The organism is Streptomyces sp. NBC_01077 (genome assembly GCF_045162855.1).
Classification (GTDB): domain Bacteria; phylum Actinomycetota; class Actinomycetes; order Streptomycetales; family Streptomycetaceae; genus Streptomyces.
Window position 1 is genome coordinate 9,460,423 of sequence record NZ_CP108669.1, and the last position, 26,941, is coordinate 9,487,363.

Annotated in this window: 24 protein-coding genes and 3 pseudogenes; 6 read left to right on the forward strand and 21 right to left on the reverse strand. The window is 69.1% G+C overall.

Annotated elements, in window-relative coordinates; genetic code table 11:
• Positions 1 to 32: 32 nt before the first annotated feature.
• The 17 genes from OG462_RS42450 to OG462_RS42530 form a co-directional block, all read right to left on the reverse strand.
• Complete coding sequence (locus OG462_RS42450) at positions 33 to 512, reverse strand: ATP/GTP-binding protein (RefSeq protein WP_406054039.1); 480 nt, start codon at positions 510 to 512, stop codon at positions 33 to 35.
• Between the two features lie 407 nt (positions 513 to 919).
• Positions 920 to 1,639, reverse strand: coding sequence for a hypothetical protein (locus OG462_RS42455; protein ID WP_406054037.1), 720 nt, complete (start codon positions 1,637 to 1,639; stop codon positions 920 to 922).
• A 253-nt stretch (positions 1,640 to 1,892) separates the two neighbouring features.
• Positions 1,893 to 2,840, reverse strand: a complete 948-nt coding sequence (locus tag OG462_RS42460; protein WP_406054036.1) for a replication-relaxation family protein — start codon at positions 2,838 to 2,840, stop codon at positions 1,893 to 1,895.
• Positions 2,840 to 5,173 (reverse strand): hypothetical protein, encoded by a 2,334-nt coding sequence (locus OG462_RS42465; RefSeq protein ID WP_406054034.1) that lies wholly within the window; start codon positions 5,171 to 5,173, stop codon positions 2,840 to 2,842. Before OG462_RS42465 ends, OG462_RS42460 begins: the two co-directional genes overlap by 1 nt.
• Complete coding sequence (locus OG462_RS42470) at positions 5,173 to 5,673, reverse strand: hypothetical protein (RefSeq protein WP_406054032.1); 501 nt, start codon at positions 5,671 to 5,673, stop codon at positions 5,173 to 5,175. Before OG462_RS42470 ends, OG462_RS42465 begins: the two co-directional genes overlap by 1 nt.
• 105 nt (positions 5,674 to 5,778) lie before the next feature.
• A complete protein-coding gene (locus OG462_RS42475) occupies positions 5,779 to 6,015 on the reverse strand; it encodes a hypothetical protein (RefSeq protein ID WP_406054030.1) in 237 nt (78 codons plus the stop codon).
• 407 nt (positions 6,016 to 6,422) lie between these two features.
• Positions 6,423 to 8,849: a helicase-associated domain-containing protein gene (locus OG462_RS42480; RefSeq protein ID WP_406066326.1), complete on the reverse strand. Its 2,427-nt coding sequence runs from the start codon at positions 8,847 to 8,849 to the stop codon at positions 6,423 to 6,425.
• 727 nt (positions 8,850 to 9,576) lie between these two features.
• Positions 9,577 to 10,791 (reverse strand): protein-L-isoaspartate(D-aspartate) O-methyltransferase, encoded by a 1,215-nt coding sequence (locus tag OG462_RS42485; RefSeq protein WP_406054029.1) that lies wholly within the window; start codon positions 10,789 to 10,791, stop codon positions 9,577 to 9,579.
• A gap of 31 nt (positions 10,792 to 10,822) precedes the next feature.
• A complete protein-coding gene (locus tag OG462_RS42490) occupies positions 10,823 to 11,686 on the reverse strand; it encodes a radical SAM protein (protein WP_406054027.1) in 864 nt (287 codons plus the stop codon).
• Between the two features lie 66 nt (positions 11,687 to 11,752).
• Positions 11,753 to 12,946, reverse strand: coding sequence for a radical SAM protein (locus tag OG462_RS42495; protein ID WP_406054025.1), 1,194 nt, complete (start codon positions 12,944 to 12,946; stop codon positions 11,753 to 11,755).
• Entirely contained in the window at positions 12,943 to 13,680 is a 738-nt protein-coding gene (locus OG462_RS42500; protein WP_406054023.1) for a hypothetical protein, read from the reverse strand. The genes OG462_RS42495 and OG462_RS42500 overlap by 4 nt, the downstream gene beginning before the upstream one ends.
• On the reverse strand, positions 13,677 to 14,558 hold the full coding sequence (locus OG462_RS42505) for an NAD(P)-binding domain-containing protein (protein ID WP_406054021.1): 882 nt from the start codon (positions 14,556 to 14,558) through the stop codon (positions 13,677 to 13,679). The genes OG462_RS42500 and OG462_RS42505 overlap by 4 nt, the downstream gene beginning before the upstream one ends.
• Positions 14,555 to 15,568 carry a UDP-glucose 4-epimerase GalE gene (galE, locus tag OG462_RS42510; protein ID WP_406054020.1) on the reverse strand — a complete coding sequence of 338 codons (1,014 nt, stop codon included), beginning with the start codon at positions 15,566 to 15,568 and terminating at the stop codon, positions 14,555 to 14,557. Before galE ends, OG462_RS42505 begins: the two co-directional genes overlap by 4 nt.
• A 55-nt stretch (positions 15,569 to 15,623) precedes the next feature.
• Positions 15,624 to 16,247, reverse strand: a complete 624-nt coding sequence (locus OG462_RS42515) for a hypothetical protein (RefSeq protein ID WP_406054018.1) — start codon at positions 16,245 to 16,247, stop codon at positions 15,624 to 15,626.
• A gap of 173 nt (positions 16,248 to 16,420) precedes the next feature.
• Positions 16,421 to 17,017 (reverse strand): hypothetical protein, encoded by a 597-nt coding sequence (locus tag OG462_RS42520; RefSeq protein WP_406054016.1) that lies wholly within the window; start codon positions 17,015 to 17,017, stop codon positions 16,421 to 16,423.
• A gap of 136 nt (positions 17,018 to 17,153) precedes the next feature.
• The gene (locus OG462_RS42525) at positions 17,154 to 17,645 is read right to left on the reverse strand and encodes a hypothetical protein (RefSeq protein WP_406054014.1); all 492 of its coding nucleotides are present in this window, start codon (positions 17,643 to 17,645) and stop codon (positions 17,154 to 17,156) included.
• A gap of 26 nt (positions 17,646 to 17,671) precedes the next feature.
• The gene (locus OG462_RS42530) at positions 17,672 to 18,646 is read right to left on the reverse strand and encodes an ATP-binding protein (protein ID WP_406054012.1); all 975 of its coding nucleotides are present in this window, start codon (positions 18,644 to 18,646) and stop codon (positions 17,672 to 17,674) included.
• Between the two features lie 290 nt (positions 18,647 to 18,936).
• Between OG462_RS42530 and OG462_RS42535 the strand changes: the two genes are divergently transcribed.
• Positions 18,937 to 19,815, forward strand: coding sequence for a helix-turn-helix domain-containing protein (locus tag OG462_RS42535; RefSeq protein WP_406054010.1), 879 nt, complete (start codon positions 18,937 to 18,939; stop codon positions 19,813 to 19,815).
• Between the two features lie 16 nt (positions 19,816 to 19,831).
• The gene (locus OG462_RS42540) at positions 19,832 to 20,017 is read left to right on the forward strand and encodes a DUF397 domain-containing protein (protein WP_406054008.1); all 186 of its coding nucleotides are present in this window, start codon (positions 19,832 to 19,834) and stop codon (positions 20,015 to 20,017) included.
• Between the two features lie 83 nt (positions 20,018 to 20,100).
• Here the strand turns inward: OG462_RS42540 and OG462_RS42545 are convergent, their stop codons facing one another.
• Both OG462_RS42545 and OG462_RS42550 read right to left on the reverse strand, forming a co-directional pair.
• A complete protein-coding gene (locus OG462_RS42545; RefSeq protein WP_406054006.1) occupies positions 20,101 to 20,784 on the reverse strand; it encodes a hypothetical protein in 684 nt (227 codons plus the stop codon).
• Between the two features lie 295 nt (positions 20,785 to 21,079).
• Positions 21,080 to 21,717: pseudogene (locus OG462_RS42550) on the reverse strand (helix-turn-helix domain-containing protein); the annotation flags it as partial.
• A gap of 116 nt (positions 21,718 to 21,833) precedes the next feature.
• Between OG462_RS42550 and OG462_RS42555 the strand changes: the two are divergent.
• Positions 21,834 to 22,764: pseudogene (locus OG462_RS42555) on the forward strand (transcriptional regulator); the annotation flags it as partial.
• Positions 22,761 to 23,288 (forward strand): flavoprotein, encoded by a 528-nt coding sequence (locus tag OG462_RS42560; RefSeq protein ID WP_406054004.1) that lies wholly within the window; start codon positions 22,761 to 22,763, stop codon positions 23,286 to 23,288. The pseudogene OG462_RS42555 and the gene OG462_RS42560, both read left to right, overlap by 4 nt.
• 162 nt (positions 23,289 to 23,450) lie before the next feature.
• Here OG462_RS42560 and OG462_RS42565 read toward each other — a convergent pair whose 3' ends face one another.
• Entirely contained in the window at positions 23,451 to 23,672 is a 222-nt protein-coding gene (locus tag OG462_RS42565) for a hypothetical protein (RefSeq protein ID WP_406054002.1), read from the reverse strand.
• A gap of 117 nt (positions 23,673 to 23,789) precedes the next feature.
• Here OG462_RS42565 and OG462_RS42570 point away from each other — a divergent pair, with 117 nt between their 5' ends.
• Both OG462_RS42570 and OG462_RS42575 read left to right on the forward strand, forming a co-directional pair.
• Positions 23,790 to 24,152, forward strand: coding sequence for a hypothetical protein (locus OG462_RS42570; protein ID WP_406054000.1), 363 nt, complete (start codon positions 23,790 to 23,792; stop codon positions 24,150 to 24,152).
• Positions 24,149 to 24,819 (forward strand): annotated as a pseudogene (locus OG462_RS42575) (nucleotidyl transferase AbiEii/AbiGii toxin family protein). The gene OG462_RS42570 and the pseudogene OG462_RS42575 overlap by 4 nt, the downstream one beginning before the upstream one ends.
• A 753-nt stretch (positions 24,820 to 25,572) precedes the next feature.
• Here OG462_RS42575 and OG462_RS42580 read toward each other — a convergent pair.
• Positions 25,573 to 26,774 (reverse strand): IS3 family transposase gene (locus OG462_RS42580; protein ID WP_406053589.1). Its coding sequence is split into 2 segments (ribosomal slippage): positions 25,573 to 26,489 and positions 26,489 to 26,774, totalling 1,203 coding nucleotides; the frame shifts between segments, so codons are not numbered across the junction.
• Between the last annotated feature and the right edge of the window lie 167 nt (positions 26,775 to 26,941).

Sequence of the window (26,941 nt, forward strand, 5' to 3'; positions counted from 1 at the left end):
TTCGCCTTCTTCGTTGGAACCGACGGGAAGCTTCAGCTGCCGACGGCCTGGAGCTCGCCGACCCGGATGTCCACGGCACTCTGCCGGGTCTCGGCCAGCTGCCCGGACTGCCCCGTCGTGGCCTGCCAGTCGATCGTCCAGGTCGACGTCGCGACCACGTGATACGTCCCAGAGCCGGCCGTCGACGGCCTGGCGTAACGGTGACCGCAGTCCGGCGACGACTTCGTGCCGAACGAAGCCTTGTAGGGAGTACCGGCGGTAGTGCAGGTGACGGTCTTCCCGTCTCCCATCTGCCACACGATCCGCGCCACCTTCGCCGTAGCGGTCACCGTGATCCCGCCCGCGGACGCCGAGGCGACGTTTGGCCCGTACGTCTCCGGGCCCCGCTCCGTCCACAGATAGACCGGCATCCCGACCAAGCCCATCCCACTTGGCTTCGGAGTGATCCCGATCTCCGGGCCGCGCAGGACCATGCTGTCGACGGCCTGCCGCGCGAGGACAGCTGGGTCCACTACCGGAGCAGTAGGTCCTCCAGGGCCCCCAATGAGCGGCTCTGTGATCATCGTTGAGGATCCGTCTGCCATGAAGTAGCGGCAGGTCCGCGTGTAGAGGAAAGCGCCCTTGGCGGGGTCCCGGCCTTCCCAAACATCACTCTCGGCGGGCGGCTGCGGGTCGACCCTCTCGGCCGGTGTGCACTCGGGCGGCTTGGATCGAGGCCCCTTGCCGCCTCCCCCGCCGCCGTTGTTGCCGCCCGCGGTGCTCCCACCGTCGGAGCCGGGCACGTTGACCTCTACATCGCAGGAGAACAAGGTGCAGCCAGTCCCGGCGGATCCTTCGGGATCGTCCGCTGCGTGGGCAGTGGCTGCGGGGAGAGCTGCGGCGCTCAGCGCGAGGAATGCCGTGGCTACTGCCTGTCGGGTCAGCATTTCTTGCCCTGCGGCTTGTCTTCGATGACGACCCATCCCTTGTCCCACTTCTCGACGGTCGCCTTGATGACGTACCGCAGGAGCCGGTTGGACGGCATGGCCGCTGGCTTCCCGGTTTTGGTGTGGATGGTCTGCCAATGGGTGATGTCGAGGCAGCTGGAGAGGACAATCTTGGGCACTTTGCGGCCGACATCCGCGCTGACTGCGGTTGGGTTGCCCACGGCGATGGTGCCGGTAGTGACCATCCCCCGCTGGTGGAGGTTCTCAGCGTCCTTTTCGACCTGGATCTGCGCGACGGCGGCGGCGTACTTCTTCAGGTCGCCAGCCTTGTTTGTCTTGTCGGCGTAGCGCTTCTCCACTTCCTTCCAGTGTGAAAGGTAGGTGGCGATCGCTTCCTTCTTCGCTGCTTCCACGGGGTCAACTGGGCCCACCGGGGTCTTCGTCTTGGACGGCGTCACTTTGGGTGTGGAGTGCGTGGACGGCTTCGCCTCCGGCTTCGCCTCCGGCTTCGCCTCCGGCTTCGCCTCCGGCTTCGCCTCCGGCTTCGCCTCCGGCTTCGCCTCCGGCGTCTCTGGATCACTGCTGCATGCGGTAAGGAGGATTGAGCCAGCAAGGAGAAGTGCGACTGCCGGTTGGAACGACGTCATTCGCGAGCGAACGCGTCGCATGTGCGTATGGGTCATCACGATGTCTCCCGATGCATGTGCGGTCACCGGCGCGCCACCTGCGCCTGTCGATCCTGAGGAGTTCACTGAGTACCGCGGGACCACGTTGAAAATGCGGAGGACCAGACTAAGCAAGATCACACCAACCACACCGGGCGTAACGGATGTTAAGGGCCGCGGACTGCGATGCAATCAGCCAAATCGGGCCGAGAATGAATATGACTGTGTCAGGTCAATTGCCGCGTGAGGAGAACGCGCTGGCCAGATCCCGGCACGTACGTTGGACAGCAGTTGTGCTGCCTCATGAGGCCGACGGGGTGGAGAGGAGGACATCACCGGGGGTTGGCTCGCCAAGGAGTGGGGTGACGATCGGCGCGAACGGGCCCTGAGATGTCAGCTGGTCGAGGGTGGTGATACCGACGGCGAGCTGGGGGGTGCGCCGGACGCGGGCGTCAGCGGCGGCCAAGGCACGCAGGTCCTCGGTACGGCTACGCAGGACTGTCTCGCTGGCTCCTGTGAGGACGACGAGGAGGCGGGGTACGGCCGGGTAGCGGTCGCGCCAGGCCTCGCGGCCTGCTCCCGTGGCGGCGGCGAAGCGGCGGCCGGGCGGGGGAGCGGGCACGTAGGTGGCGTAGCGGGCGTAGGAGGTGAGTTTCCGGCCGAGGCGTGCGACCTGCATGGTGGACCGGTCGATCTCGAGGAAGTAGGTGAGGAGGCGGCGCCCGGTGGGTGTGGTGCGGGTGTAGCGCAGGACGGCGTCAGGGATGAGCAGGGCGTCGTCTCCGAGGCGGTTCTCGCCGTCGCGGACGCGGTGGACGAGTTCAGGGTCCCAGTCCAGTGGCCCGCACTCGTCGCCGAGAGCCTGGGCCCAGGTGCTGAACGCGAGCCCGGTCTCGACGACGGCCAGCGTGTGTTCCTGGAGCTGGGAGGCTGCGGTCTCGGGATTGATGCGGTAGGCCCGGGAGGTGACTTCCCGGCTGGCCTCGACGATGTCTGCGCCGCGCGGGGTGACGAACCACAACAGTTCAGCGCCGCCCATCCTCCCGGCCCGGCGCGTGGTGCAGTCCGCAAGCCCCTGATCGCGCATCTGATTCAGGACGCGCCGAAGGTAGACGGGCCGTTGAACGTGGGGAGTCAGCATCCGGTGAAGCTGGCCGGTAGCGACAAGGCGGTGCTGGTACAGGATGGGCAGCAGCTCCTGCCCGAGGCGGGGCAGGCTGGTTGCGGCGGGGGACAGGGTGCTGGTCATCAGCCGATCTCGCTTCCGCTGGCCGCAGGCCGGAATCCGGCTGCGGGCATGGCCGGTTCGGTGGTTCGCTCCGGCCGCGCCTTCGGCGCGGGCCGGGGGATGATGAGCTCGGCGAGGATCCGGTCGTCCAGGCCGGGCCGGCTGCCGGCGTCGTCGCCTTCGAGGTCACGCAGAATCTCGGCGACCGTGCGGCGCCGCAGGTTGCCATCCACGGCCCGCTCCAGATCCGGCAGGAGCTCGGGATGGTGGTAGTCGGCGAGGGCCTGGTGCAGGGCCACGCCGGCGACACGGAACGGGGTGGTGCGCTCGCCGTGGAGCATCGTGGACATCACGTAATTCCACTTCGGCAGTGACAACAGGGTCTGAGGGGAGACCGGCTCCATGCGCTTGGTGACGAACGCCGCCTCGTCGCTGTCGGCGGCCGACGCGGACAGCAGCGACTGGTTCTGCATCAGCGCCATCCGCGTCTCAGCGCTGAGCCGCATTGCCATCTGGGTCATCCCCATCAGCCTCAGCTCGTACTTGCGCAACTGCTCCAGGATCGCGGCGACATAGCCGCGCGATGCCCCGTCGATGGCGGTCAGCTCATCGCAGAACGCGAACATCGTCTCCAGCACGTCCTGGTCGACGCCCTCCCGCGAGCATCCGGCCAGGAACAGGTCGAACAGCAGCAACGAGGTGATGACCTGGTCGGATGAACCCGTACCGGAGCAGCGCAGCAGCACGATCTTCGAAGTGTCCATGGCGTGCCGCATGTCGTAGGTCGACCGCGGCTGGCCCAGGAACGCCCGCAGCGAGTCCGACGTCTCCAGCTGCTCCAGCGTCTGGGTGACCACCGGGACCGCGTTCCCCTCGTACTTGGGGAAGGTTGTGGTCCAGAACCGGCGCAGCTTGACCGGGAGATGCTCCAGGACACCCTCGCGCCACTCCTCATCGGTGAGCAGCCGGGTGATCGAGAAAATGGTGGGCTGCAGATCCGGACGCCCCCGGCGGCACATCGCCAGCGCGAGGTGCGCCAGGACCTGCACCGCGTGGGACAGGATCGCCCTGGCGCGCGGCGCACCGTCGCCCCAGCCCTGTGCCGAGGCCAGCCCGCCCACCACCGCGCCGATCACGTCCTGGACCTGCGCGGCGCCGCGATGCTCCATCGACAGCGGATTCCACGCCCCGACCCGCGCCGTGGGGTTCTTCACGCTCAGGTCGATCACCCACACCCTCTCGCGCAGCGCCGGATGGGACAGATACGGCATCGCCCGCTTCACCGCCGCACCATGCGGGTCGAGGAACCACACCCCCAGCCCCCCGTACGCCAGAGAGATCGCCTGCAGCAAGGCCAGCTCGCTCTTGCCGAACCCGGACTTCCCGAACGACGCACCGAACAACACGTCCCTCTGCGGCACCGCAGCCAGACGAACCCGGCCGTCCGCACCCACAACGCGCCCCAACGGCACCATGCCCGGTTGCCCCGCCCACTCCGGCAGCCGCGGCGGCGCCGACGGCACCAACCCGCCGGTACGCACCACGTTCGCCGCCTCACAGTGCACCGAGGCCGGCTTCAACAATGCGGCGATCTCCCTCACCGTCACCCACTGCCGCCTCGACGGAGCGAACTCGCCCGTGCGAAACCTGCGGTCGAAAGAGGACCGCCGCCACCACACGTTGCTGTACGGCCGCCATCCCGTACGACGCGGCCCCACCGGACGCCACCAGTTCTCGCCACTCCAGGCATCCATCACCGCCATCACCTGATGCAACAGCGCCTGCGCCCGCGCCGGATGCCGCGCCTCGACCCGGACGAGGACTTGCACCGCAAAGACCTGTCCGTCCACTCCGGGCAGGAACTTCCCCACTCCGTCGGCCAGGTCCGTCTGCCGAGGCCGCGGTGCGGACCCGCGCCGTGAGCGACCGGAACCGAACGGCTTCCCCCCGTTCAGCCCCTCCAGCACCTGACCGAACACCGACCCGGCCCGGCCACCGCCCGGGCCGGAGCCGAGCTGCTCCCCGTACGCCGACGGTCCCCGCTTCGCTGCTCGCCGCATGAGCCGCCGCCGCCAACGCGCCACCTTCCGTCCGGACACCGGCACCAGATCCACGACCAGCTCAGCCCGCTCGCCCCGCTCACTGTCGACGTGCGCGCACGCGGCCGCCATCATCTGCAGCGGATCGGGATCAAGACTCGCCGCCGCCAGCCGCCGGTGATCTGGGCGGGCGAGCACGAGCTCCGCCCGCGCCACATAGCCCCCGCGCCCTTCCCGATTCGCCTCCCCTTTCTCCTCGCGCCGACGACGTGGGGCCAGGGGAGCGGTGACCCTGTCCATCAGCACCTGGCTCATCAGCCCTCCTGCTCGTTGTCCATCACGCCGAGCGGCGCGATGTTGGTAAACCGGACCGGCCGTACCTCGCTGCGGCCGCGGCCCGCCTCCAGAACATCCACGCCCGGAAACGACGACAGGCGCAGCAGCCCCGCAGCCCGTGCGGGGCCTTCCAGCCGGGTCGCCAGCTTCCCCTCGACAGTCACGTGCCGCATCCGCACCCCCGACGCCCTGCGCGGCAGCCATCCGACAGCCGCCGGCACCCGCGCCAGACGTGCCGCGTGCCGCCCGATCTCCTCCACCGACGGATCAAAGCCACGCGACGGCACCAGATCGACCACCGTCCGGCACCCAAGCGCGGCAAGGGTGCGGCGACGCCACCACACCCAGCATCCCCCCCACAATGCAGCCCCGGCCAGTACGGACAGCCCCAGCCACCACTGATGCGCCTGGACGCTCTCCACCACCGAAGCGGCCACGCCCGACACAGACGTGACCGGGGCGAACAGGGGCTCATCCATTACCAGTTGGCCTTCGGCAAGGGGAATCGAAGCGGGCCGCGCGGATACCAACGCCCCGGATGCATACCGCGGATCCGGCCAGCGACCGCGTACAGCCACACCGCATCAGGACCGCCCCGCACGTAGTGAAAAGCAGCGGCACTCGGGCCAACCTCGGTGCGCGGCCGCAGCCTCGGCCACCGACTCCCCTGTGAACGGCAGGCCGCTCAGGTCACCGCCCCACCACCAGCCCGGAACGCAGCCGACCACGAAAGCGATCGCCACGAGCCAGCCGATCCAGTTCACCAACACGTCGACCACCACGTCCCACTGCCCGAGCGGGTGGTGTTCATCCGTTGCCATCGGGCACTCCACGCAGGCCGGGGAGGCCTCACGCCGCCCGTACACCACCCGCAAGGTCGCGCAGCCTGCACAGCGTGACCGGCCACGCAAAGAAAATTTCCAGCGTGGCTTTGAGCGTCCGCCAGTAGGTCATCGGACGCGTGGTGTGTGGGGTTGTATGTCCCATCGGTTGTGGGTCCAGGCCCGGCGGATGAGGTGGCGGACGGTGACGAAATTACATGCCAGAACGATGTAGGGGCCGTGGTCTTCCGTCGCTCGGTGCAGCGGCGGGGTTTGCCGGAGTTGTTCAGCCGGGAGTTCGTCCGCTCGACCACCCAGCGGCCGCCGTTGTGCTGGTCACCCGATGCGCTAGCCTCCGCGAGGGATGGCATCGCGGGAGATACCGTCCCCGCCGATCTCGTCTTCCCTCATTCAGGTGCGATGCTCATGACGCTGTGGATGCGCGAGAGGGTGAAAACGCGCTCGCTGTCCCGGAGGTGGCACCACGCTTCGAGGTAGGGCGGGTCGAGTGCGAGGTGGCTGAGGGCGCGCACGGTTCGGCTGCCCGAGGTAGCGACGTACTCGATGGTGATGCCCTGACCAGCGTCGATGGCATGGGCGAGCTGGCGGATGTCGCTGTAGGGCAAGCGCTTCGCCCACGCTGTGACGATCTCCTCGGTGTCCGTGGCGAAGGGCACTCCGCCGTCGAGTGGCTCTGGTTCGTGAGCGGCGGGTGGGGCGGCCAGCAACCGGGTCGCCAAGGTGCTCGGATCGACAGCGGCGGATTTCTTCGCCGGGTGAGCCACTGCGATCCGGCCTCCTCTCGCGTTGGAGCCACGCGGAGCCGGAAGGGGAGCGGAGGCCCGCCGGGGCCGGGCGTTTTCGATGCGTACCGTGCCCTCGGCAGTCTCGGCGACGGGGGCGTATCCCTCGGCCCGTAGTGCGGCGAGAGTCGCGCCGAGCGGGCTACGGCTGATCAGCACCGTCGGCGCCAATTGCCGTAGCCCAAGCTTGGCGAGCTTGCGGTGGGCAGCCAGCTCCGCCAGGAGCGCGGGCTCATCGCCGTAGAGGACACAGGCGGCGGGTGCGACGCGCACGCGCCCGTGGCCGCGTGCGGTGTCGGCGATCAGGTACGACAGAGGCTGTGGCAGTGGCCCGGCGACGACGGTCAGGTCGGCCGCGATGTCTTCGGGGATGCGTCCGGCGTCCAGCGCGCGGCGGACGCTGCCGGCACTGAACCGCCACACCGATGCCGTGGCGCTGGTCTCCCGGTCGGCGACGGAGTCCAGCAGTGAGGCCAGCCGCGCGGACGGGGTGCCGGTGACAATGGCGGTGAGGTCGGCTCCGATCCGTGCCGTCGTGGTGGCCGAGGGCAGCAGCCGGCGGCACTCGATGCCCAGCCCCTCCGTGTCGCCGGTCCGCAGGTGGATGCCGATGGCAGACAGAGCACCGCGTGCGAGCACGCCGAGGAGTTCGGCCTCCCGGATCACGGTGGCGAACGGTGGACCGTCAGCCGACGAGTCGGCGAGGGGCCGGTACCAGGCGATCAGCGGCCCCAGGTCCGACGCGACCCGCGTGCCCTGCCCTGCTGGGAGCCGAGAGGCTGCAGCCAGCAGCCCGTGGCGGGCCTCCACACAACCGCTGCAAGGTGGTGCGCCGACGAGGGCGGGGAGAGCCTTGTTGTCTTCGTCGCGCGCCCGGGTGGGGGTGAGCGGCAGGTTCCGCCATGCCTGGAGCAGTACGGCGAACTGCTCCGGGGGTTCCTGTTCCGCCCAGGCGTCGTATGCCTCGGTGGGTGCCATGCGATCGCCGTCCCGGGCCAGCAGGCCGACGGCGGACGCCGTCTCCAGGGCAAGGCGTACGACGGCGTCGCCGACCTGGGCGGCCTTGCCGATCCGCGCCAGTTCACGCACACCGATCCCGCCGGACTTCAGCCGGGCCAGCGCGGTTGCAGAGCAGGCCGACAGAACCGAGGCAGCACCGGCGGTGAACGCCGAGGCGGCGGCCGACGCCTCGCCGTCGACTTCTCTCAGGGGAACGGGCGCCAATCCCACAGAAGGCGACACGGGCTGGAATGGGGCGTGCCAGCCGGGCCCCCGCAGCGCGAGCGCCACCTCGGCGGGCATACGGGCCCGGCCGTAGCGGTGACGGTCCTGAATCAGGAACCCCCGGTCCAGTGCCCATCGGACGCCCGGTTCGGGACCGGGGCCCAGACTCCCGGACACGCTGAATCGAGGGGGCCTCGGCCCAGCCCCCGCTCGGCCTTCGAGCAGCTCCCGGGCCGCCGCTGGGGCCTTGGCGACCACTGAGGAGATCCGGGCCGGGTCGCTGTGGTGTTCCACCAGTGCGGCCAGGCGCTGCGACTTGCTGCCCGGAGGCTTCACGCCCAGTGCCGCCAGCATTCCGCGCAGCTCGTCAGAGGCCGTGCCGGAGAGCAGTTCCTCCAGCGGGCCATCCAGACCCAGAGGCGTGTCCCACGCCTGCCGCAGCGGTCCGGCCATGCAGAGCTTCCCTCCGCCGTCCGCCCAGACCAGAGCATGATCAGCCAGAACCTCCAGCACAGCCTCCAGCCCGCGGGTAGTGTCACCGTCGGCTGCTCCCAGCAGTTCGGCCAGGGCATCGCGCGACGCCGGCACGCGCAGAGCCGCCAGCGCTTCGGCGACCTGGAGATGAGGCAGCGCGAGCTGCGGCAGCGCAAGCGCCACCGATCCAGGGCGCTGAAGACGGTCGGCCAGTTCTCCCACCGATCGCGGCTCCGGAGGCAACGCGGCATCCTTCCGCGCCCCGAGCACGCGTGCCAGACGAGAGCCGTCGAGGCTGCCCAGCCAGGTCGCCAGCGTTGATCGAGAGTTCATGAACGGTGCACCCCGCGAGTCAAGGAACGTCAGCCATGGACCGGAGCCCGGCGCCGAGACCAAGGATCGCGTATCCCCATGATCCGCGGGCACCGTATGAAGGCGGATTCCCTCTCGGCGCGCGGAGCCAGCGCGCGGCACTCGCCGTCTCCGCCGCTGGCATCGGGCGACGCCCACAAGCTGATCACCGCTGCGCAGGAGTGGGACTGACCAACCGACGGCAGGCCCGAGGGAGCTGGCTGGACACCGTCGGGGTGCCGCTCGCCGGGGCGCAGCTGGTAGGAGCGGCCGCTGCGCCGGTTGCTGCTGCGGTAGATGAGCGCTTCCTCGATGTCGAGGTGAGTCATCAAGGCGGTGCTGATGTCCCGGGCCTCGACACCCAGCGCATCGCGAGGACCGCGGCCGTGGGTAAGGGTCTCGCCGCACTCGTAGCGGGTCAGATGCTGGCGGAGCTGGACGACCACGGCGAGTCGTCGCCATCCGAACTCGCGCTCTTTGTCGGACAGCTCGTCGTGTGTGGTGCTTATGCTGCGGGCTCCGGTGGGGCGGTACAGGGGGATGATCTTCCCGTTCGGCAGCAGCTCCGCGGTGTCGGCTCGAAGGTGAGCTGGTCGGTGGCGTCGAGAACGGTCGGCACGGTCAGGTTCCTCTCGGGGGCGCTACAGCAGGCGGTGGCCGAGCGTCAACGGCTGGCCGTCTACTTGGACGGAGTGACCGCTGTTTGCCGTTACACCAAGAGCTGCGCCCCCGAGCAGGGCTTAGGGCCTCGGGGGCGCAGCAGGAAGCGGGTCAGGTGGGCTACAGAACGGCCTGCCAGTTCCCGCGAGTGAGGGTGGTCTCGCCATCGGGGGTGATGGTGGCGCGGGCGCCGTACACGGGCAACTCGCCCATCCAGTTGAGGCGGTCGAGGATGTCCTCCAGGGAGTCCCACAGGCGGCGCGGGCCGCCCTGGTACACGGTGGGGGCTTCCCGGGGGGGCGGCGGCGTGGGCGCGGGCCCATGAGCCGTCGGGGTGGGTCATCCAGACTGTGTGGCCGCGGTCCGGATACCACCGGCGGCGGTGCTCGATTCCCGGGGCGTGGAGCTGGAGCATGGAGCGGACGCTCCAGGTCTCCGGGACGAATACGAGCAGGTGGCGGCTGACGCTCGGCTCGCCGTCGCCGTACTTCGCCTCGTCCCAGACGGACGCCGGAACCGTCTCCTCGTAGTCGTCGCCCTGGCGGGCGCCCATGAAGGAGGCCGGCTCGTAGGCGGTCCGCCCCAGGGCGCCGCCGTCCGGGGTCTTGTCGGCGTAGAGGATCAGGCCGGTACCAGTGATCGTGGTGACCAGCCGGCCGCCGGGACGCAAGGCCTTGAGCCAGGCGGCCGGGATGGCCGGCACGGACACGGTGGACACGATCCGGTCGTACTGGCCTGGGAGCGGCCCCTGGGTGAGGTCGCAGACGGCGGTCTTGGGGCGGAGCCCAAAAGAGGCGAGCCGGTCGGTGGCGGAGGCGACGAGGTAGGGGTCGATGTCGACGCTCGTCACCAGGTCTGAGCCGAGGCGGTGGCAGGCTAGGGCCGTGCCGTAGCCGGTGCCGGTGGTCACCAGCGTGCGGCAGCCGTCGGTGAGCTCCGCGTGCCGGTACATCCCGACGACCAACCCCGGCTCCGTCGAGGATGACGTCGACACCCCGGAGGTGACGACGGTGCCGGGTTCGGCGTCGTCGGCGTGCAGGGCCCCGACCCGCGTCACCAGCGTGGTGTCGCTGTACGCGGTGGCGAGCCACGCCTCCGGGTCGGCCGCGCCGTCGCGGACCACCCGGCCGCCTGCCGCCTGGTCCCTCTGGTACCACCGGGGCACGAGCAGGTGCCGGGGGATGTCCGCGACGGCGGCCCCCCAGCGGGAACCTGGCCGGTCGACCTCGTCGGCCAGCCGCCTCGCGTGTATCTGCCAGTCCACGTCCGCTCCTCTTCCTCTTCGTCGGTCGTCCTCAGCCCATCGGCTGGCAGGAGCCGCCCCCGGACGAGCTGTCGTCCGAGGGGCCGCAGTCCGGCCTGCACGGGTCCGCCGACGTCCGGGCCGGGACGCTCGCGCGCGCCTGCGCCCACTCGGGGCTGGCCAGGACCGCCGCGAGCGGCGTCTCGCGCACGTTGCCCGCGGCCAAGAAGCGGCCGATCTCGCAGGGTGCCACCCGGCCGTCCGGCAGGATGGCGGCCTTGCCGTTGCCACACCGCCCGCACAGCGACGACGTGGACGGCAGAAGGCCGCCGGCGGCGCGCCCGACCGCGCGGACCTTGTCGACGGTGGCGGTGACCCCGAGGGCTTCCATCTCGGCACGGGCCTGCTGCGCCCGCTGGCCGTCCCCGTGGTCAACGATGGCGACCCGTAGCTTCACACCCCGGCCTACGGCCTTGACGATGGCGGCGCGCGTCGCCGCATGGGACCCGACCCGGTCGGTGATCGCGTCGTGCTTGGCGGCGATGTCGCTGTGGTAGGTGGTCGCCACGCTCACCCGCAGGTCCTCGAAGAGCGGCCAGTGCTCGTCACGGACCTTGTAGAAGTTGGTGTGGACCCGGACGTTCAGGCCGACGCGCAGCGCGTGCTCGACGAGCTCGGTGAAGGCCGGGTGCAGGGTGGGCTCGCCGCCGATGAACTGCACGGTGCTCGTGCCGAGGGCGGCGGCCTCGTCGATGAGTCGGTGCCAGTCCTGGGCGGTCATGCTGCCGTGGTCGCGGGTCGGGCCGGCCTCGGTGTAGCACTGGCTGGGGCAGACGAACTGGCAGCGGGAGGTGAGTTCCAGCGAGAGGAAGTCGGGCGAAATGGCAGGGGCGTGGCCAGTGGTCAGCGCGGTCATCAGGCGCTCCTCGTTCGTACGGGCCCAGCATGCCGGGCCAGGACGGGGCTTGTGGGCGGGACGGTGTTATCTGCGGGGTGTAACGGGGACGCCACGGCTCATGGCCCGGTGGTCGAGGATCGGGTGGCTGGCGATGGTCTCGACGTCGTCGAGCAGGAGGTCGCCGATGATGAACTCTTCCTCGGAGCCGGAGCCGAAGGTCACGACCTGGCCGCTGCTGAGGACCATCCAGTTGAGGAACTCGCGGACGGCGGTGTCGGCGAGGATGACGTCGGCGTCGGGGTACTTCTCCTTGATCTTCGTGATCTTTGCGCGGATGGGCTCAGCGTCGATTCGGAGTTCCTCCCGCAGCGCGTCGGTGGCGCGGCGGTCCCACCACTGGAAGATCACCCACTGTCGTACAGAGGGGCGCGGCAGGACGTTGTCGGCGATGGCGGCGAGGTCGTGGATGTTCGTCTTGGAGGCGACGGTGTGGACCCTCACCTTGTGGAACTCCGAGCGGTCGCACAGGTCGAGGGATTCGTTGAGCGCTTGGGTGAGGTTCGGGTCCTTGCTGCGGCGGAAGGCCCGTTGGATGGCGGGGGTGGTGCCGTCCAGGGGGAGGCGCAGGGATGCGAGCCGTCCGAGGCGGGCGAGCCGGTCTGCTGTGAGGGTGTAGCCAGTGGTGTCGAGTGCGACCTTGAGCCCGGCGTCGACCGCGTAGTCGATGACGTCGAAGATGGGCCTCCAAAGGAGTGGGTCGCCGCCAGCGAGGACAACGTCGGTGACGCCGTGGTCGGCGAGTTTGTCCACGATGGTGGTGGCCTGTCGGAAGGTGATCTGTCCGTCGACGAATGCGTTGTAGCAGCCCCGGCAGGCCATGGGGCACCGGTTGTTGATCGACCAGTTCACCCGACGCACCTGCCCCGGTCCCGCCGTGGCCGAGGCGCGGTGGCGGATGCCGTCGATGAACGTCAGGAGCCGTTCACTGCCGGGGTGCGGGTTGCAGGCGAGGTGCTCGGCGGCCTGCTCCACGAGTGCGAGGGTGGTGTTGTTCTGGAGCAGGAGAAACGCGAGTTGGTAGCGCAGATCGGGGTCCTGAGGCGCGGCCGCGAGCGCCTGCTCGATGCGGCCGGTGAGCGCGGTGAAGAACACTGGGTTGAAGTTCGCGGGCTCCAGACGGCGCTGGAAGTCGTCGGCGATGCTGCCCCGGGCGTGGGCCCGGTTGTATCCGGCGCTGGGCGGGTGGGGCGGGAGGATCGAGATGTCGAGGCGGGTCACGAGGCCTCCTGGATCGGCTGGTGGCGACGCGGCGCAGTCAGCGCGGAGTCGGGGAAGGGGATGCCCTGGTTCTCCATGAACACCAGGTCGCGGACGGCCTGGAACCGGCCCGGGGAGGTGGGGGCGTTGAGGTAAGCAGCGGAGGAGGGCAGGAGGGTGACGTCGTAGCGCTCGTACACCTCCCGGACGGTGTGCGGTAGGTCGCGCAGGGTGTCGGGGTCGTCGAGCCCGAGGTGACTGGTGAGGTGGAGGGCTGCGGATCTCGCCTTGGTCAGGTTGGTGACCGGGTCCTCGTGACAGGCCTTGGCCAGGTAGTAGGTGATGGGCTGGATGAGCCAGGGCAGGCGCTCGTCGGGGTCCTGCGCCGCGGGCGGGACGGCGGGCCCGACGTGCAGCGGGTCGGTCAGGAAGGCCTGGCCGGTCATGCTGGTGACGTACGCGGCGCAGGGGACACGCCGGTAGGCGTCGAGGAGGGTGATCGCCGCGGTGGCGTCGATGGCAAACCGGTCGGTGACGGCCTGGAGCACGGGGGTGATCTGGCGGCGGGCGGCCGGCACATCGGTGGCGCGGACGACCAGGGGGATGAGGTCGAGGTCGGAGGTGATCGTCCCGTCGCTGGTGGTGCGGAAGTCACCGCGGGCCAGGGAACCGGACAGGGCCACAGACATGGCATCCAACTGGGCCAGCTCGCTCCGCAGGAAGTCCAGGAGCGCGGGCCGGTCGGCGGCCCTCATGACGCGCCCGGGGCGGCGACGGCGGTGAAGTCCGCGTACGGACCGTGGACCTCCACGGTCTCCTCGAAGGCGTCCAGGGTGAGGTCGATGAGCGGCGAGCTGCCCAGGAGGTTACGGGCGTAGTGCAGGTCTTTGGCCATGTGGGTGGCGGCGAAGTCGGGGTCGCTGTAGTCGCCGCCGAGGATCCGTTCCAGCTTCATGGAGGCGATGACGGACATCCATCCGTCGGTGGTGACGATCTCGCGAGCGGTCGCGGCGTCCTCGCCCAGGTGCTGCGGAAGGAGCCGGGCGTAGACGCCGAGGGAGTGCAGGATGGCCGCGCCCCACGCGTTGTAGAGGAGCTTGAACCGGGCGGGGCGCCCCGCTGCGGTGAAGCGGTGGCGGTTCCGGGTGAACGCCGCCAGCACCCTCTCAGCGCGCTCGTCCACGGACGGCGAGTACACGAACGCGGTGAGAGCCCCCGCGCGGGCGCCGGGCCGACTGCCGGTGACGGGACTCTCGACCGGCACCGTCCCGTGGTGCTGGAGACGCTGGTGCCACTCCTCCGCCCAGGTAGGGCTGACGGTCGACAGCTCGATGCACGCGGGCCGGCAGTCGGTGAGGGCGGTCGTGGTGCTGGGGTGTTCCCAGAATGCCTGGCTGCGCTCGTCGTCGGCGAAGCAGCCGACGATCACGTCGGGCCGGACCTGGTCGACGTGATCGGGCTGGATCAGGACGGCCAATGGGTCGGGGGAGGCGGTGAGGTGACGGCTCGCGAGGGTGACGGCCGCGTCCGGGAGGCTGGTCAGGTGCGGCAGGATCCCGGAGGTCAGGGCGCCATACCCGGCGACGAGGATCCTCGTCGTCGGACGGACGCCCTGTAAGGGCGAAGGGGTCATTCTTCACTTCCTTCGGTCAGGACAAGGGGGCGCCGGGCGAACCAGGCGAGGGAGTCGGAGATGCCCTGCTCGACGGAGAGGGCCGGTTCCCACCCGAGGAGTTCTCCGGCAAGGGTGATGTCGGGGTAGGCGCCCGCGTTGTCGCCAGGCCGCCGGCCGACGGTCTCGGTGGCGAGCGCCCGGCCGGTGACGTTCTCGAACGCCTTGATCAGCTCGAACACGGTCGTGCCGGTGCCTGAGCCGAGATTGATCACGCGGTAGGGCGCGGCGGCGTCGGCATCGTTCGAGGTGATGGTGTCGAAGCGGCGGACGGCGGCGATGTGTGCGCGGGCGAGGTCGTGGACGTGGACGTAGTCGCGGATGCCGGTGCCGTCGCGGGTCTCCCAGTCGGTGCCGGTGACCGGGAAGGGGCGTCCGGCGTGGAAGGCGTCGATCAGGACGCCGAGTGCGTGGGTGGGCTGCATGACCTGGAGCCCGGAACGGAGCTTGGGGTCGCAGCCGATCGGGTTGAAGTACCGCAGGGAGATGGCGCGCAGCGGCGTCCCGGCGGCGATGTCCTCCAGCGCGTTTTCGAAGTGTGCCTTCGTCCGGGCGTAGGGGCTCATGGGGTTGAGCGGCGCCGTCTCGGTGATGCCCTGCCCGGCCTCGTAGATCGCGGCCGAGGAGGAGAACAGGAACCGCTCGCAGCCGTTGCGGTTTAGGTGGCCCAGGAGCGCCAGGCCCTTGGCCACGTTCTCGGTGTAGTAGAACAGCGGGTCCGCGACGGACTCGGGGACGACGATCTTCGCGGCGCAGCCGATGCTGGCGTGGATGTCGGGGTGCTCGGCGAAGATCCGGTCGATGAGGTCGCCGTCGGCGATGTCGCCGCGGTACCAGGTCCGGCCTTCCACGAACTCGGTGCGGCCTGTCGACAGGTCGTCCAGGATCACGACGTCGATGCCGTTGTCGAGGCAGGCCGAGGCGATGGTCGAGCCGATGAACCCGGCACCGCCGGTGATCAGGACCTTCATGAGGTGTCTCCCGAGTTGGACGCGGACCGGTCCGCCAATGTGGAGACCGGGGCTGTCAGGCGCCCGACAGTAGCAGTGATTTGACATGGTTCATGGTGGTTCGCGGAGAAGGTAACTCGCCCTGAACGAGGGGCTGATAGAGGACCCAGACCATCGTCGGATGGAAGACCTCCCGCACCGTCAGCTCCGGATGACGCTCGACGACGTCCACGGAGCCGATGCAGCCGTCCACGGCACCCTCGGCGGCCCGCTGGGCGGCGAGAGGCTTGGCGTTGACGTACAGGCGCTCGGCACCCGGCGTGAACTGGCCGGCGAACACGTCCGTCGCCGGGTGCAGCGCGATCGACCGGACGTCCGCGAGGCAGGCGACGCGAGGGCCCGTCGCGGCGCACATCGGCTTGGTCGGGCTCTCCCACACCCCGACGATCCGCATGCGGTCCAGGTGCCGGAAGTGCAGGTCGACCCAAAGGTCCGTCACCTGGGCGCCGGTCCGCTGCACGAACCCAGCCGCCACCAACGCGTGCGTCCCGCTGTCGAGCGCCGCCCGCATTGCGCCCTCGAAGGAGTCCGCAAGGACGACGTCGTCGAAGAAGCGCCGGGCCTCGGCCTCGGCGTCGGTGCCGGCCGGGCCGAGCGTCGCGACCCGGTGCCGAACAGCGTGCTCGTGAGTGTGTTCCACAGGTACCACCTCCGGTGGTCAGGGGTCGGCGTCTACGGGAGCTGGGGCCCGTAGGGGCTGGCTCGCGGCGGCCAGCACCTCTCAGCCGGTTCTCCGGCGAGGGGGTCAAGCCCTCCGTCACGTGTCCGATCCCAGGGGGACTGGTGAGTACGGTCGGCGTGCCGGAGGGCGGTTCAAGGGGTGGATTCCAGGTGCGGAGCGGCTGCCATTCCGTACGAAGTGGGGAGACCATTCAGCCATCGGTCCGGAGTGTCGTAGAGGACCACGGCGTCAGGATCAGGTTCTACGGATTCACCGAAGCGAGGATGGAGGGTTCCCCTGACGCCGACCTTCTCGGCCTCCCTGACGCGGAGCTCGACATGGCCGTCGAGCAGCCGGGGACAGTTCTCCTTGGCCTCGTCCGCGCAGTCCTCGCACATGGGCGGGATCACGGTACGGACGCCTTCCCAGACTGTGTCCAGGGCGTCGTCGAGGAGGCGAAGGAGCAACAGCGTCCCGCGCTCGTCGCGCTCGGGCAGCTCCTTGCACCCTGCGCACAGAGGACGCATCATCACGGCCTTCTGCCGCATCGGATGCAGCTCCTTGGCGTACGCGGGTCCGCCGGTCTGAGTCCCCCCGCACAACGCCCACAGCACGCCGTCCAAGTCAGCCTGGTACGCGTCCCGAACCGGGTTGGCGTAGGCGACACCGAGCGCGCTGATCACGATGTCGCCGAGCGGAGTGGTCTCTCCCGTCCACGGGACCACGTACGGCACTGACGGTCTGGGCACTGCGTTCCCCTGTAGGTCGGTTACTGAAAGGCGATGAGGTGCCCTGTGGACCGGAGCCGGGTCCGCTCTGGTCCACAGGGCGCTTGGGCCGTGCCTGCCACGTGTGGGGGGACACCCTCTCGGGCAGGCACGGGGTCTACGGGGTCACGCCGAGCTGCGCTGCGGCGGCCAGTGGGGGGGCGTCCCAGAGCGGGCCGGCCGGGACCAGGCGGTCGCTCGCCGAGGGCCGGAGCCAGTACGGGCCCGGCGGGAGGGCGCGGCTCAGCGGCGGCAGGATGATGGTGTGAGGCGCGCCCAGGCATGCGGCGTACGGGTGCGGCTCCCACCGTTGGCTGGACCCGGGCGGCACCAGCCAGTAGAGCCAGCCGGCGTCCGGGTCCTCGATCACGGGCCCGCACCGTCCCTGGACCACGTCCATCTCTGCCACGGCCGCACGCGCTTGCGCATCGGAGCCGGTGATGACGACGTCGAAGAGCTCGTCACCAAGCTGCACACGGGTCTCACGCTGAGCCGTGACGTCCTGGAAGGTGCGGAGGACGGCGGTGAGGTCCTCCATGGCGGGGGCGATCTCCCAGCTCGGGCCAGCCGCCCGGATCAGGTGATCCGTCAGCTCGGCAATCGTGTTCACGACCAGAGGTGTCATGGCGGGGGTGCTCACAGGTCTGCCTGAGCGGGCCGCAGGGCGACTCGTACGGTCTTGCCACCAGTTGGGGCGGGGAACCAGGAGACGGCAGCTCCGAATCGACGCAGGGCCTCCAGGCCACGTCCCAGGTTCCCGCGGACAGCCTGTTCGAAGTCGGGAAACGACGGGTACGGGTCCATGACGTCGATGACAAGCTCGCGGGCTTCGGTGATACGTAGCCAGGCTTCGAGCTTCTGGTCCGGCTCGCCCGGTGTGATGCCGTGTCGAAGGGCGTTGTCCACCAGAACGTGCAGCGCCTGGACGGCGGTGTGCTGGTTGCCCTCCCAGTGCATGAGGGTGAGCAGCATGCGGCCCTGGATGCTGGCCATGCTCAGTGCTCGGGGGTTGGCCGGCAAGGACATCGACGTGTCGTGGCGGATCGGCGCGGTCGCCGTCGCCGGGTCCGTCTCTAGGGCGTGCTCGGCCAGCAGGAGGAGGCACCATGCCGTCGTGCGGTCGTCACTGACGCCCCATCGGTCAGCCAGGGCGTCCACGAGAAGAAGCCCGCGGCCGTGCTCGTCCTCAAGGCCGGCACGCCGCGGCATGGCGCCATGGCGACAGCCGTCGTTGACCTCGATCACAAGGTGGGGGCCTTGGACATAGACACGGACCCGGATGGTCGGACCGTCCGTGTGCAGCAGGGCGTTGGTCACCAGCTCGGTGAGGAGGAGCTCCGCCGTACACACGAGGTCGGGACGACCCCAGTGCTCCGAGTTCTCCCGGAGAGTTCGGCGCAGCCGCTTCGGCCAGGCGGCGTCCGTCTCGGCGAGAACCTCACCTTGCGGGGCGGAGCGCTTGATGACCTCGTCGAGCGTCGTCCGGCTGTGTACCTGCCTGCTTAATTGTTCGATGGTGGTCGCAGCTCGTCGGGTGCGTTCCTGGTCCCTGGAGCTGCCGGGAGCATCGCTCGTTCGTGCCACATCGTCGACGCCTCGTTTGGGTTGCATGGTGAGCCTCTCCACTGACCGTGAGGGCAGGCCGAAGCCGCTAAAAGCTGATCAGGACGGGCCGGTCGGAAGGGTTCAACCCGCGTATCCTCTGGCTCAACTACCGTCGTGCATGTGAGAGTTAATGTGCAAGCGCATGCGCGAGGTAGCGAAAATTGGCATGTGCCAGAGCGCCAACAGGAGCATGTTCAGAGGGGACAGGGGGTGGCACACTCGGGGACAGACAGCGCGGCGGCAACAGACAGAGGTCTCGGTGAGCACCAACTCGTAGCAGGAGAGGACGGCACAGGGTGGCAGCGCGGCGAGGAGCTACATTCCGACGACGTGAGCTCGGCAGGGAACTTCGGCGACTACGAGAAGCGCAGCGCCTGACACAGGAGGAAGTGGGTCAGCAGCTCGGCTTCTCCCACACGAAGCTGGGGCGAGTCGAGTCGGGCGACATTGATCTGCCCCGAACCACCGACCTAGAGAACCTGATGACCCTGTACGGCCTGATCGACAAGGGGGATCGTGAAACGCTCCTCCAACTGCACCGTGAGTCCCTGAGTAAGGACCCCTGGACGCCGTACAAGGGCTTCATGCCCTCCAAGATGCCCACGTACCGGGGCCTGGAGGAGGCCGCGCACGTCATGCGGGCCTTCCAGCCCGACGTCGTCTTCGGCATGCTCCAGACCGAGGAGTACACCCGGGCGCTGTTCCAGCTTGCCAAGCCCGTCGACGAGACCACCAGCGAGTTCATCGATACGAACATCAAGCTGCGGCTCGAACGCAAGGAGCTGATCACTCGCACGGACAGCCCCCTGGAGCTCAAGGTCATCATGGACGAGGCAGCGCTGGCACGGATGGTCGGCGGACCCGGCATAATGCGGGCCCAGTACGACGAGGTCATCGAGCTGAGCAAGCTGGACAACGTGACCGTTCTGATCCTTCCGAACCACACAGTCACGTACCGGGCCAGGTCCAACTTCATCCTTCTCGACTTCCCTGACGAGGTGGATCCGGTGGTTCAGACAGACCTACCGAACACTATCTCCGTCACGGACGACCGGCGGACGGTTGCCAACACCATCCGCGGTTTCGACGCCATGCGCGAGAGCGCGTTGGCACCGGCCGCAACGGCCGATTTCCTGTACCAACTCACGCAAGGATGGAAGAGCCATCGCTACTAACCTGCGGGCCTCCGAGGTGGCCCCCCCGACCGCTTGGTTCAAGTCTTCGTACAGCGACAGCAACGGCGGTGCCTGCGTTGAGGTCGCGGCCCTCGTCAGCGCGGTGGGCGTGACTGACTCTAAGGTCACCGACGGGCCGGCCTTCGTCGTACACCACGGTGCATGGGCAACCTTCGTGGCTTCGATGGAGCCGAACGCCTAGTCCCAGCCGTCCGAAGAATGGCGGCCCCCCTCAGATGCGTTGAGGGGGGCCGCCTTCGTTCGCCGCCAGTCTAGAGGCCCAGGTCACCCGGGGGCAGCCTCGGCACATGCTGCCGCACCGGTTGTCTTGACCTGGTGGCCCCCGATGGGCACGGAGTCCATCGGGTCCGTCGCCTCAACGATCTCGGGCCGGTGATAGACCGTATCGGCCGTACGGGACTCAGGCGCCCACCGGCCGCGCCGGTTCCGCTCAGCGAGCGGAACCTTGGCCGCGATCATGTCGGTGTTCGGGCCGGGGCGAAGGCTGTGGGCGGTGACCTTCTGCCCGGCGATGTACGGGATGCCTGCGCGGTCGGCGAGTAGCTGCACCCGGGCGTTGATCGCGTCGCCTTTCATGCGGTCGCCGCGCTTCGTGGCCAGGGTCCGTGAGGCGAGGTTGCCCCGCGGGGTGAGTGCGCGGAAGACGGGCTGGTCTGGCCCGTCTGCCCCGAGCTTTGCAAGCACCTCGAACCAGGCCTTCGCGCGGGCGACGAGCTGGGTGTCGGCACGGTCTTTCAGGAACTCGGGGGGTGTGCCCTTGCCGTCCTGGTCGGTCTTGGAGGAGGCGGTGACGACGAGCAGTCCCGACGACATGACGCGCACCTGCTTGACCAGCAGGTCCGTCAGTTCCACTCGGCGGTGCAGGTTGTGGTACGCGAGGGCCAGGGCGAAGGCGTCCCGGATCCTGATGTGCGTGGTCTCGTCGCACTGCTCCAGACACCTGAGCAAGTAGGGATCGTAAGCACTGCTGATCGATTGACCTCGCCACCGCTCTCCTTCCAGGCCTCGCGCCACACGCGGATCCTGGCTCGTACCTCGGTGGGGCCGGGCCGCATGCCCTCGGTCTGCCAGTTGTAGATGCGGCTCATGTACTGGCGGACGGTGTCCGGGACGAACTCGTCGGCCTTGCCGCGCCGGATGAGGTGCAGGCCGTACGAGGGGTACGTGGCCGTGGTGCATGGATGGGCGACCCGCTTTCGCTCGGCACACCATTCCTCGAAGGCACGAACGGTGGTGAGGGCGGCCTGGCGGGCGAGGCCGATGCGGTGCTCGCGTCGGCCCAGTCTGCGGTGGCCCACATGATGCTCAGGCGGCCCGCTCGCATGCGGTGGCGACCAGCTCGGGGTGGCCGAGCGCGTGGGCGGAGGTGTGGGCGAACTTGCAGCACACCGCGTAGATCCCGAACGCCTCTTCCTGCTCGTGACCACGCGACCGGTCGGCCAGGGCATGAGCCTCGCGCAGGAGGTCCGGCAGGCTGCGGAGTATCGCCACGTTCGCGGCCGCGTCGCGGAGACGGTGAAGGGGCGTCATGTCCGACCACAGCGAGGTCGACGAGCGAGGTTCGCCCGGGAACACGGGCGTGCGGTCGTAGCGGCGGAGTTCGCGCAGTATCGGCGCGGCCGCCGGCTGCCATTGCTCGTCGTTCGGACTGCCCAGGTAGGGGCGGGAGATGAGGTCGTTGGGGTGGCAGTGCAGCGCGGACGCGATCATGTTGATCAGCCCGGCCCGGTCCAGCTCGATCCGGCCCCGCTCGACCTTGGACACTCACCCCTGGGACTTGTGGATCGCCTCGCCCAAGTCGGCCTGGGCCATTCCGAGACCGAGTCGTCGCCGTTTGATCCGGCGGCCGATGGCCTCCTGTTCCTCCAGCTCGTACGCCATACGGCGAACGGTACCTGCGGCCGGACGGCCACGTGAGCCCCTTGGGCGATCGTGTCTGCCGGCAGGGGGCAGTAGCGGGTCTCGGCCATACCGAGGGGCCCCAGATCCGGCTTACAGCCCACGACGACCTTGTCCGCGCTCTACTCCCAGGCTCACGCACGGCTTCCGCCCAAGCGGACGGCACGGAGAAGAAGTCCCTGGAATCACGGGTCGCCGTGGCCCGCCGCCTCTGCTCACCTGCGATTGCGCAGCGCTGGAAGCCGCTCTTCCCGGAGTCATCGCCGACCTGCGCGAGGCAGCCGGCGGCCCCCATGGTGACGCGGCTATGGCGGGGCTCCTGGCGTCACCGCTTACCAGACCCCCACGAGCCTGCTGCTCAAGCAGGGAGACCATGGCGCGCCTGGCTCGCCGTAGGCCGCGCCATGGCCGAAGCAGAACACTCCGGCGACCCCGCCATTCTCGCCTCAAGCGTCCGCGCCCATGTCCTGACCCGCGAGAAACACACTGCCCAGGCCGTCACCCTTGTTCGGCACAGCGCGGGTGAGCTCGCAGGCTCATACGACCAGCGCTCCCCGCGCTACCGCGCGGCCATAGGTCTCCTCCTCCTACGCGGTATGACTGCCGCGAGCACGGCCGACGATTGCGAAGCCACCAGCGAGTTCCTCGACCGAGACCGGGGACATCGCTCGTTACGTCGCATTCGACCGCCCCGAGGCCTGGGCCAGCTTCAGCCCCACCGATTGCGCCCTCCACGCGGTGAGCGCTCCGTTGCCTTCGGCACGCCGGCATTGCCCTGAGCACCGCAGCACCCCTCATCGCCGCCACATCCCCGTCCCCGAACGCCGAGCGGCGCTGTGGGTCGAAGCCGCCCGCGCCTACGACCAGCAGGGCCGCCTCGCTGAGGGCTACCAGGCCCTCCGTATCGCCGAGACCTGTGCCGCCCAGGACGTACGCCGCCCCGCCGTCCGCGACCTGGTCGCCCGCGACCGGGGACGTACGCTGCCCGAGCTCCACCACTTCAGCCGCCGACTGGGAGTCCGCGCGTGACCGCACAACCGTTCCTGTACGTCGTCGTCTGCGCCGCCGGCATCGCGGGCGACGCTCACAAGCTGATCACCGCCGCGCAGGAGCAGGGTTGTGGTGTCGGCGTCATCGCCACACCTCAAGGGCACGGCTTCCTCGGCCCCGACGCGATCGAGGCCCAGACCGGCTACCCCATCCGCTCGGCTTGGCGCAGCCCTGGCGACTCGCGTCCACTCCCGCCCGCCGATGCCATCGCCGTTGCGCCCGCCACGTTCAACACGGTTAACAAGTGGGCCGCCGGCATCGCCGACAACCTTGCCCTGGGCATCCTGTGTGAGGCGTACGGGATGGGGATCCCGACCGTGGTCCTGCCGTACGTGAACGCGGCTATGGTCGCGCACCCGGCGTACGGCCGAAGTCTGGACCAACTACGGGAGATGGGTGTGATGGTGGGGTCGTACGAGCCGCACCGGCCGAAGGCAGGCGGGGGAGCGGAGCGCTTCCAGTGGGAGGAGGCGTTGGACCTGCTAGGCGGCAAGATCGACTGAACCTGATCCGACCTGCTCTCACCACTGTGGCGTGGGTCTTCCGAGACGGAACAGGTTCGCTGTTCCTCCAGGAAGCGCGTTCTGCGTTCCCTGGAGGAACAGGCCGGGCCCACGCAACCGACGGCCAACTACCGGACGATGACCGGGCATGCTCATCGCCTCTCATCCACCGCTTGGGAAGTATGGCGGTGCCCAGCCGAGGTACGTGGCGCCCCATACGGTTTCGATGTCGGTGGCGTTGACGGCGTCGATGTAGCCGTAGCGGCGGAACTCGTTGGAGGCGATCTTTCCGTCTCGCAGGCAGAGCGCGACGTGACCGGCTCGCTGTCCGGTGTCCCAGTACAGCAGCGCTCCGGGTGAGAGACCGCACCTGGGGCATCCCATACGGGAGCAACGACAGCCGCACCCCGCGTCGGCCGGGCACGGTCAACGGTGCGCCAAGCCGGTGAAAGCCACCCGCTGCGTAGCGTTGGCGAGCGACGGCGCGCCATAATCGGGGCTATGGCTTCCTCCAGTGCTGTTCCCGTGCCGTCGGCGTTCGACGTGCTGCGCACGCGCTACAGCAGGCGGCTGCCTGCCCGGCTGGAAGACCTGAACGGCCCCACTCAGGGCACGGTCGACCTGCCGTTGCATGTCGTTTGGTCGGGGCGGCGCAGCTATCAGCTTGAGGGCGTACGCTCGCGAATGGGCCTGTACCGTACCGTGCTCGCCGAGGGGCTGCGCGAGGACCTGGAAGCCTTCCTCGACCAGGACTTGCTGATCAGCCAGTGGCCGATCCTGCGCACCCTCATCAGCCGTCCCCTGCGCGAGGCATGGGAAGACGCCTTTCCCGAACTCGCCGCAGCTCGGAGGTCCGCCGCGTGAACTTGGACGGCCTGCACCGTCGGCTTCTGGCTGACGTCCTTGCCATCGGCGAGCCCTACCCTCTTGTGATCACCGGCGGCTACGTCGTCCAGGCCCACGGCCTGGTCAACCGGCTCAGCCAGGACCTGGACGACGCCACCGAAAACCCCGCCCCGATGGCAGAGATCGTCCACACCGTCAGAGTCGGCCTGACGGAGCTCGGCTGGCTGGTGCGGCAGATCGAGACCGACCAGCTCTCCAGCCGGCTCCTCATCACCGACCCCCAGCGGTGAGGAGTGCGAAGTCGACATCCTCAAAGAGGTTTTCTGGGCTTCGCCCACCGCCACCGAGTACGGGGCCCGTCCTCGCCCTCGATGACGTGATCGGCACCAAGGTTCGCGCTCTGGCCGACCGCGGCGCGGTCCGCGACCTGATCGACGTCCATGCCGCCTCCCGCCACCGCACCAACGCCGACCTCGAAGGCCTCGGCCGCCGCCACGCCAGGTTCGACTTCAGCCTCCATGACCTGCGTGACCGCCTCGCAGGCGCCGATTGGTGGGATGACCAGGACTACGCCGACTACCACCTCACCCCAGACCAGACAACCGACCTACGGGCCTGGGCCCTGGCCTGGGCTGCCGACCTCGACGCGCGACTCATGGCTGAGTACACCCCAGACGACGAGTAGAACGAGTTCACCCTGGCCCGACAGCCTGCACCGCCCTGGTCTCTTCGTGTGACGCGGCACCGGCGCCGGGTCACACACACGGCGTAGGCGGGGTTTCGCATCCTTCTCCCGATCAGCATGTGTGAACGCCCCCGGGTGGGACCCATCGTGTGCCAGCACCGATACGGCAGGGGCAGGGCGGGTTGGAACGGGCGGGAGCCAGACGGGCTTGGAGGTGGCCCGGATCTGTGGCCAGATCACAGGGTGAACCGTTCTGACTTCTCGGCCGCCGCGTGATCATTGCTACCCGTTTTCTCCCCATCACCTCAGGCCAGCCCGCAGACGCCGGAACCCAGGCCGTCCACCAAGCCTGGGCCCAGGCAGGCATCCAGCACATAGCTTGATCACACCGGCCCCGCGAGAACAGCGAAAGGTCGAGGGCTGCGGCATGCCGAGGAAATGCGCCGGTAAGAGGGGACGGGCGGCCGTCTCGGCGTGCCGGACAAGGTCGTCGGCGGGCGGCCGTTGCGGTAGTGCGGATGCGTCCGCAAGGGTGCGGCCGGGTCACAGCTTGATGGGCGGATGCCGGTCTTGGCGTAGTGCTGCGGTGCGGTGGTAGGACCGGGCGGCTGGTGGGCAAGTCCGCTGTGGGCTGAGCGAGATGGACGGCGTGAGCGGTGGGCCATTCGATGCCGGTGCGGACGAGTGCGCCGACGGCGGGGTAGTCGAGTTCGGTGACGTCGATGGGCCTTGACCCCGAATACTGGACACGGGTTATGCGGCTTGGGCCAGCGTAGTTGATGGTGTTGTGGCTGCTGTTTCGTAGGCGATGGGGCTGCGGTGTCCAAGGCGGGAGTGACGGCGCCGGGTGTTGTAGCGGTGGAGCCACCGGAATGCGTCGAGGCGGGCTTCGCGCTCGCTGGGCCAGGACTTTCTGCCTTGGAGTGTTTCCCGTTTGAAGGCTGCGTTGAAGGACTCGGCGAGTGCGTTGTCCGCGCTGGACCCGATCGTGCCCATGCTCTGGATCACCCCTGCTGACCTGCAGGCTTCGGCGAATGCCCGACTCACGTATTGCGCGCCGTGGTCGGTGTGCATGATCGCACCGGCGAGGCTGCCGCGGGTTCGCTGGGCGGCGGCCAGGGCGTCGGTGACGAGCTCGGTTCGCATGTGCTCCGCGAGTGCCCAGCCGGCCAGACGCCGTGAGGCGAGGTCGATGACGGTGGCCAGATACAAGAACTTCCCGCCTTCCAAAGGGAGATACGTGATGTCACCGACGTACTTACTGTTCACCGTGTCGGCCGTGAAGTCCCGTTTGATCATGTCGGGGGTCTTCGCGGCCGCCTCGTCCGGGATCGTGGTGCGGTGTCTGCGACGCAGCCGCACTCCTTGCAGATTGATGCTTCGCATCACGCGGGCGATCCGCTTGTGGTTGACATGTTCGCCGTCCGCGCGGAGCTCGGCGGTGATCCTGGGAACGCCGTAGGTGCCATCCGATTCGAGGTGCACGGCCCGTATCCGGGCTGCGAGGCGGGCGTCGGCCGCCTGGCGGGCGGCCCGGTCGGGGGCTGTCGCGCGCCAGTGGTAGAAGCTGGAGCGGGCGATACAGAGGATGGTGCACAGCCGCTTCACGCCGAAGCGGCGCTGATGGTCGGCGACGAACTGGAAGCGGTTCACCAGCGCGTCTCCCCGGCGAAATACTTCGCCGCCTTCCGCAGGATCTCGCGTTCCTCCTCCAGCTCACGGACCTTCTTGCGCAAAGCGGCGTTCTCCGCCTCCAGGGGCACCGGTGGCCGGGCCGGTTCCTCCGCCCGGTGACCGCGGGGACGGCTCGCGCCGCCCGCCCGGATCCAGTTGCGCAGCGTCTCGGGGTTGATCCCCAGATCAGCGGCGATCTGCCTGATCGTCGCTCCGGGCCGCGACTGGTACAGCGCGACAGCGTCCGCCTTGAACTCCGGCGGATAGTTCTTCATGACCACGAGATGTCCGTCCTCAGATCCACAGGATCCAGTCTCTCGTGTGTCCAAGATCAGGGGTCAAGGCCCGATGGAGGGCGAGGCGCTGACGTGCGCGGCCGGGCCGTCGCGGGCTGCTTCGGCGGCGGCCAGGCGGCACAGGTCGGTCTGAGCCTGGACGTACAGGTCGG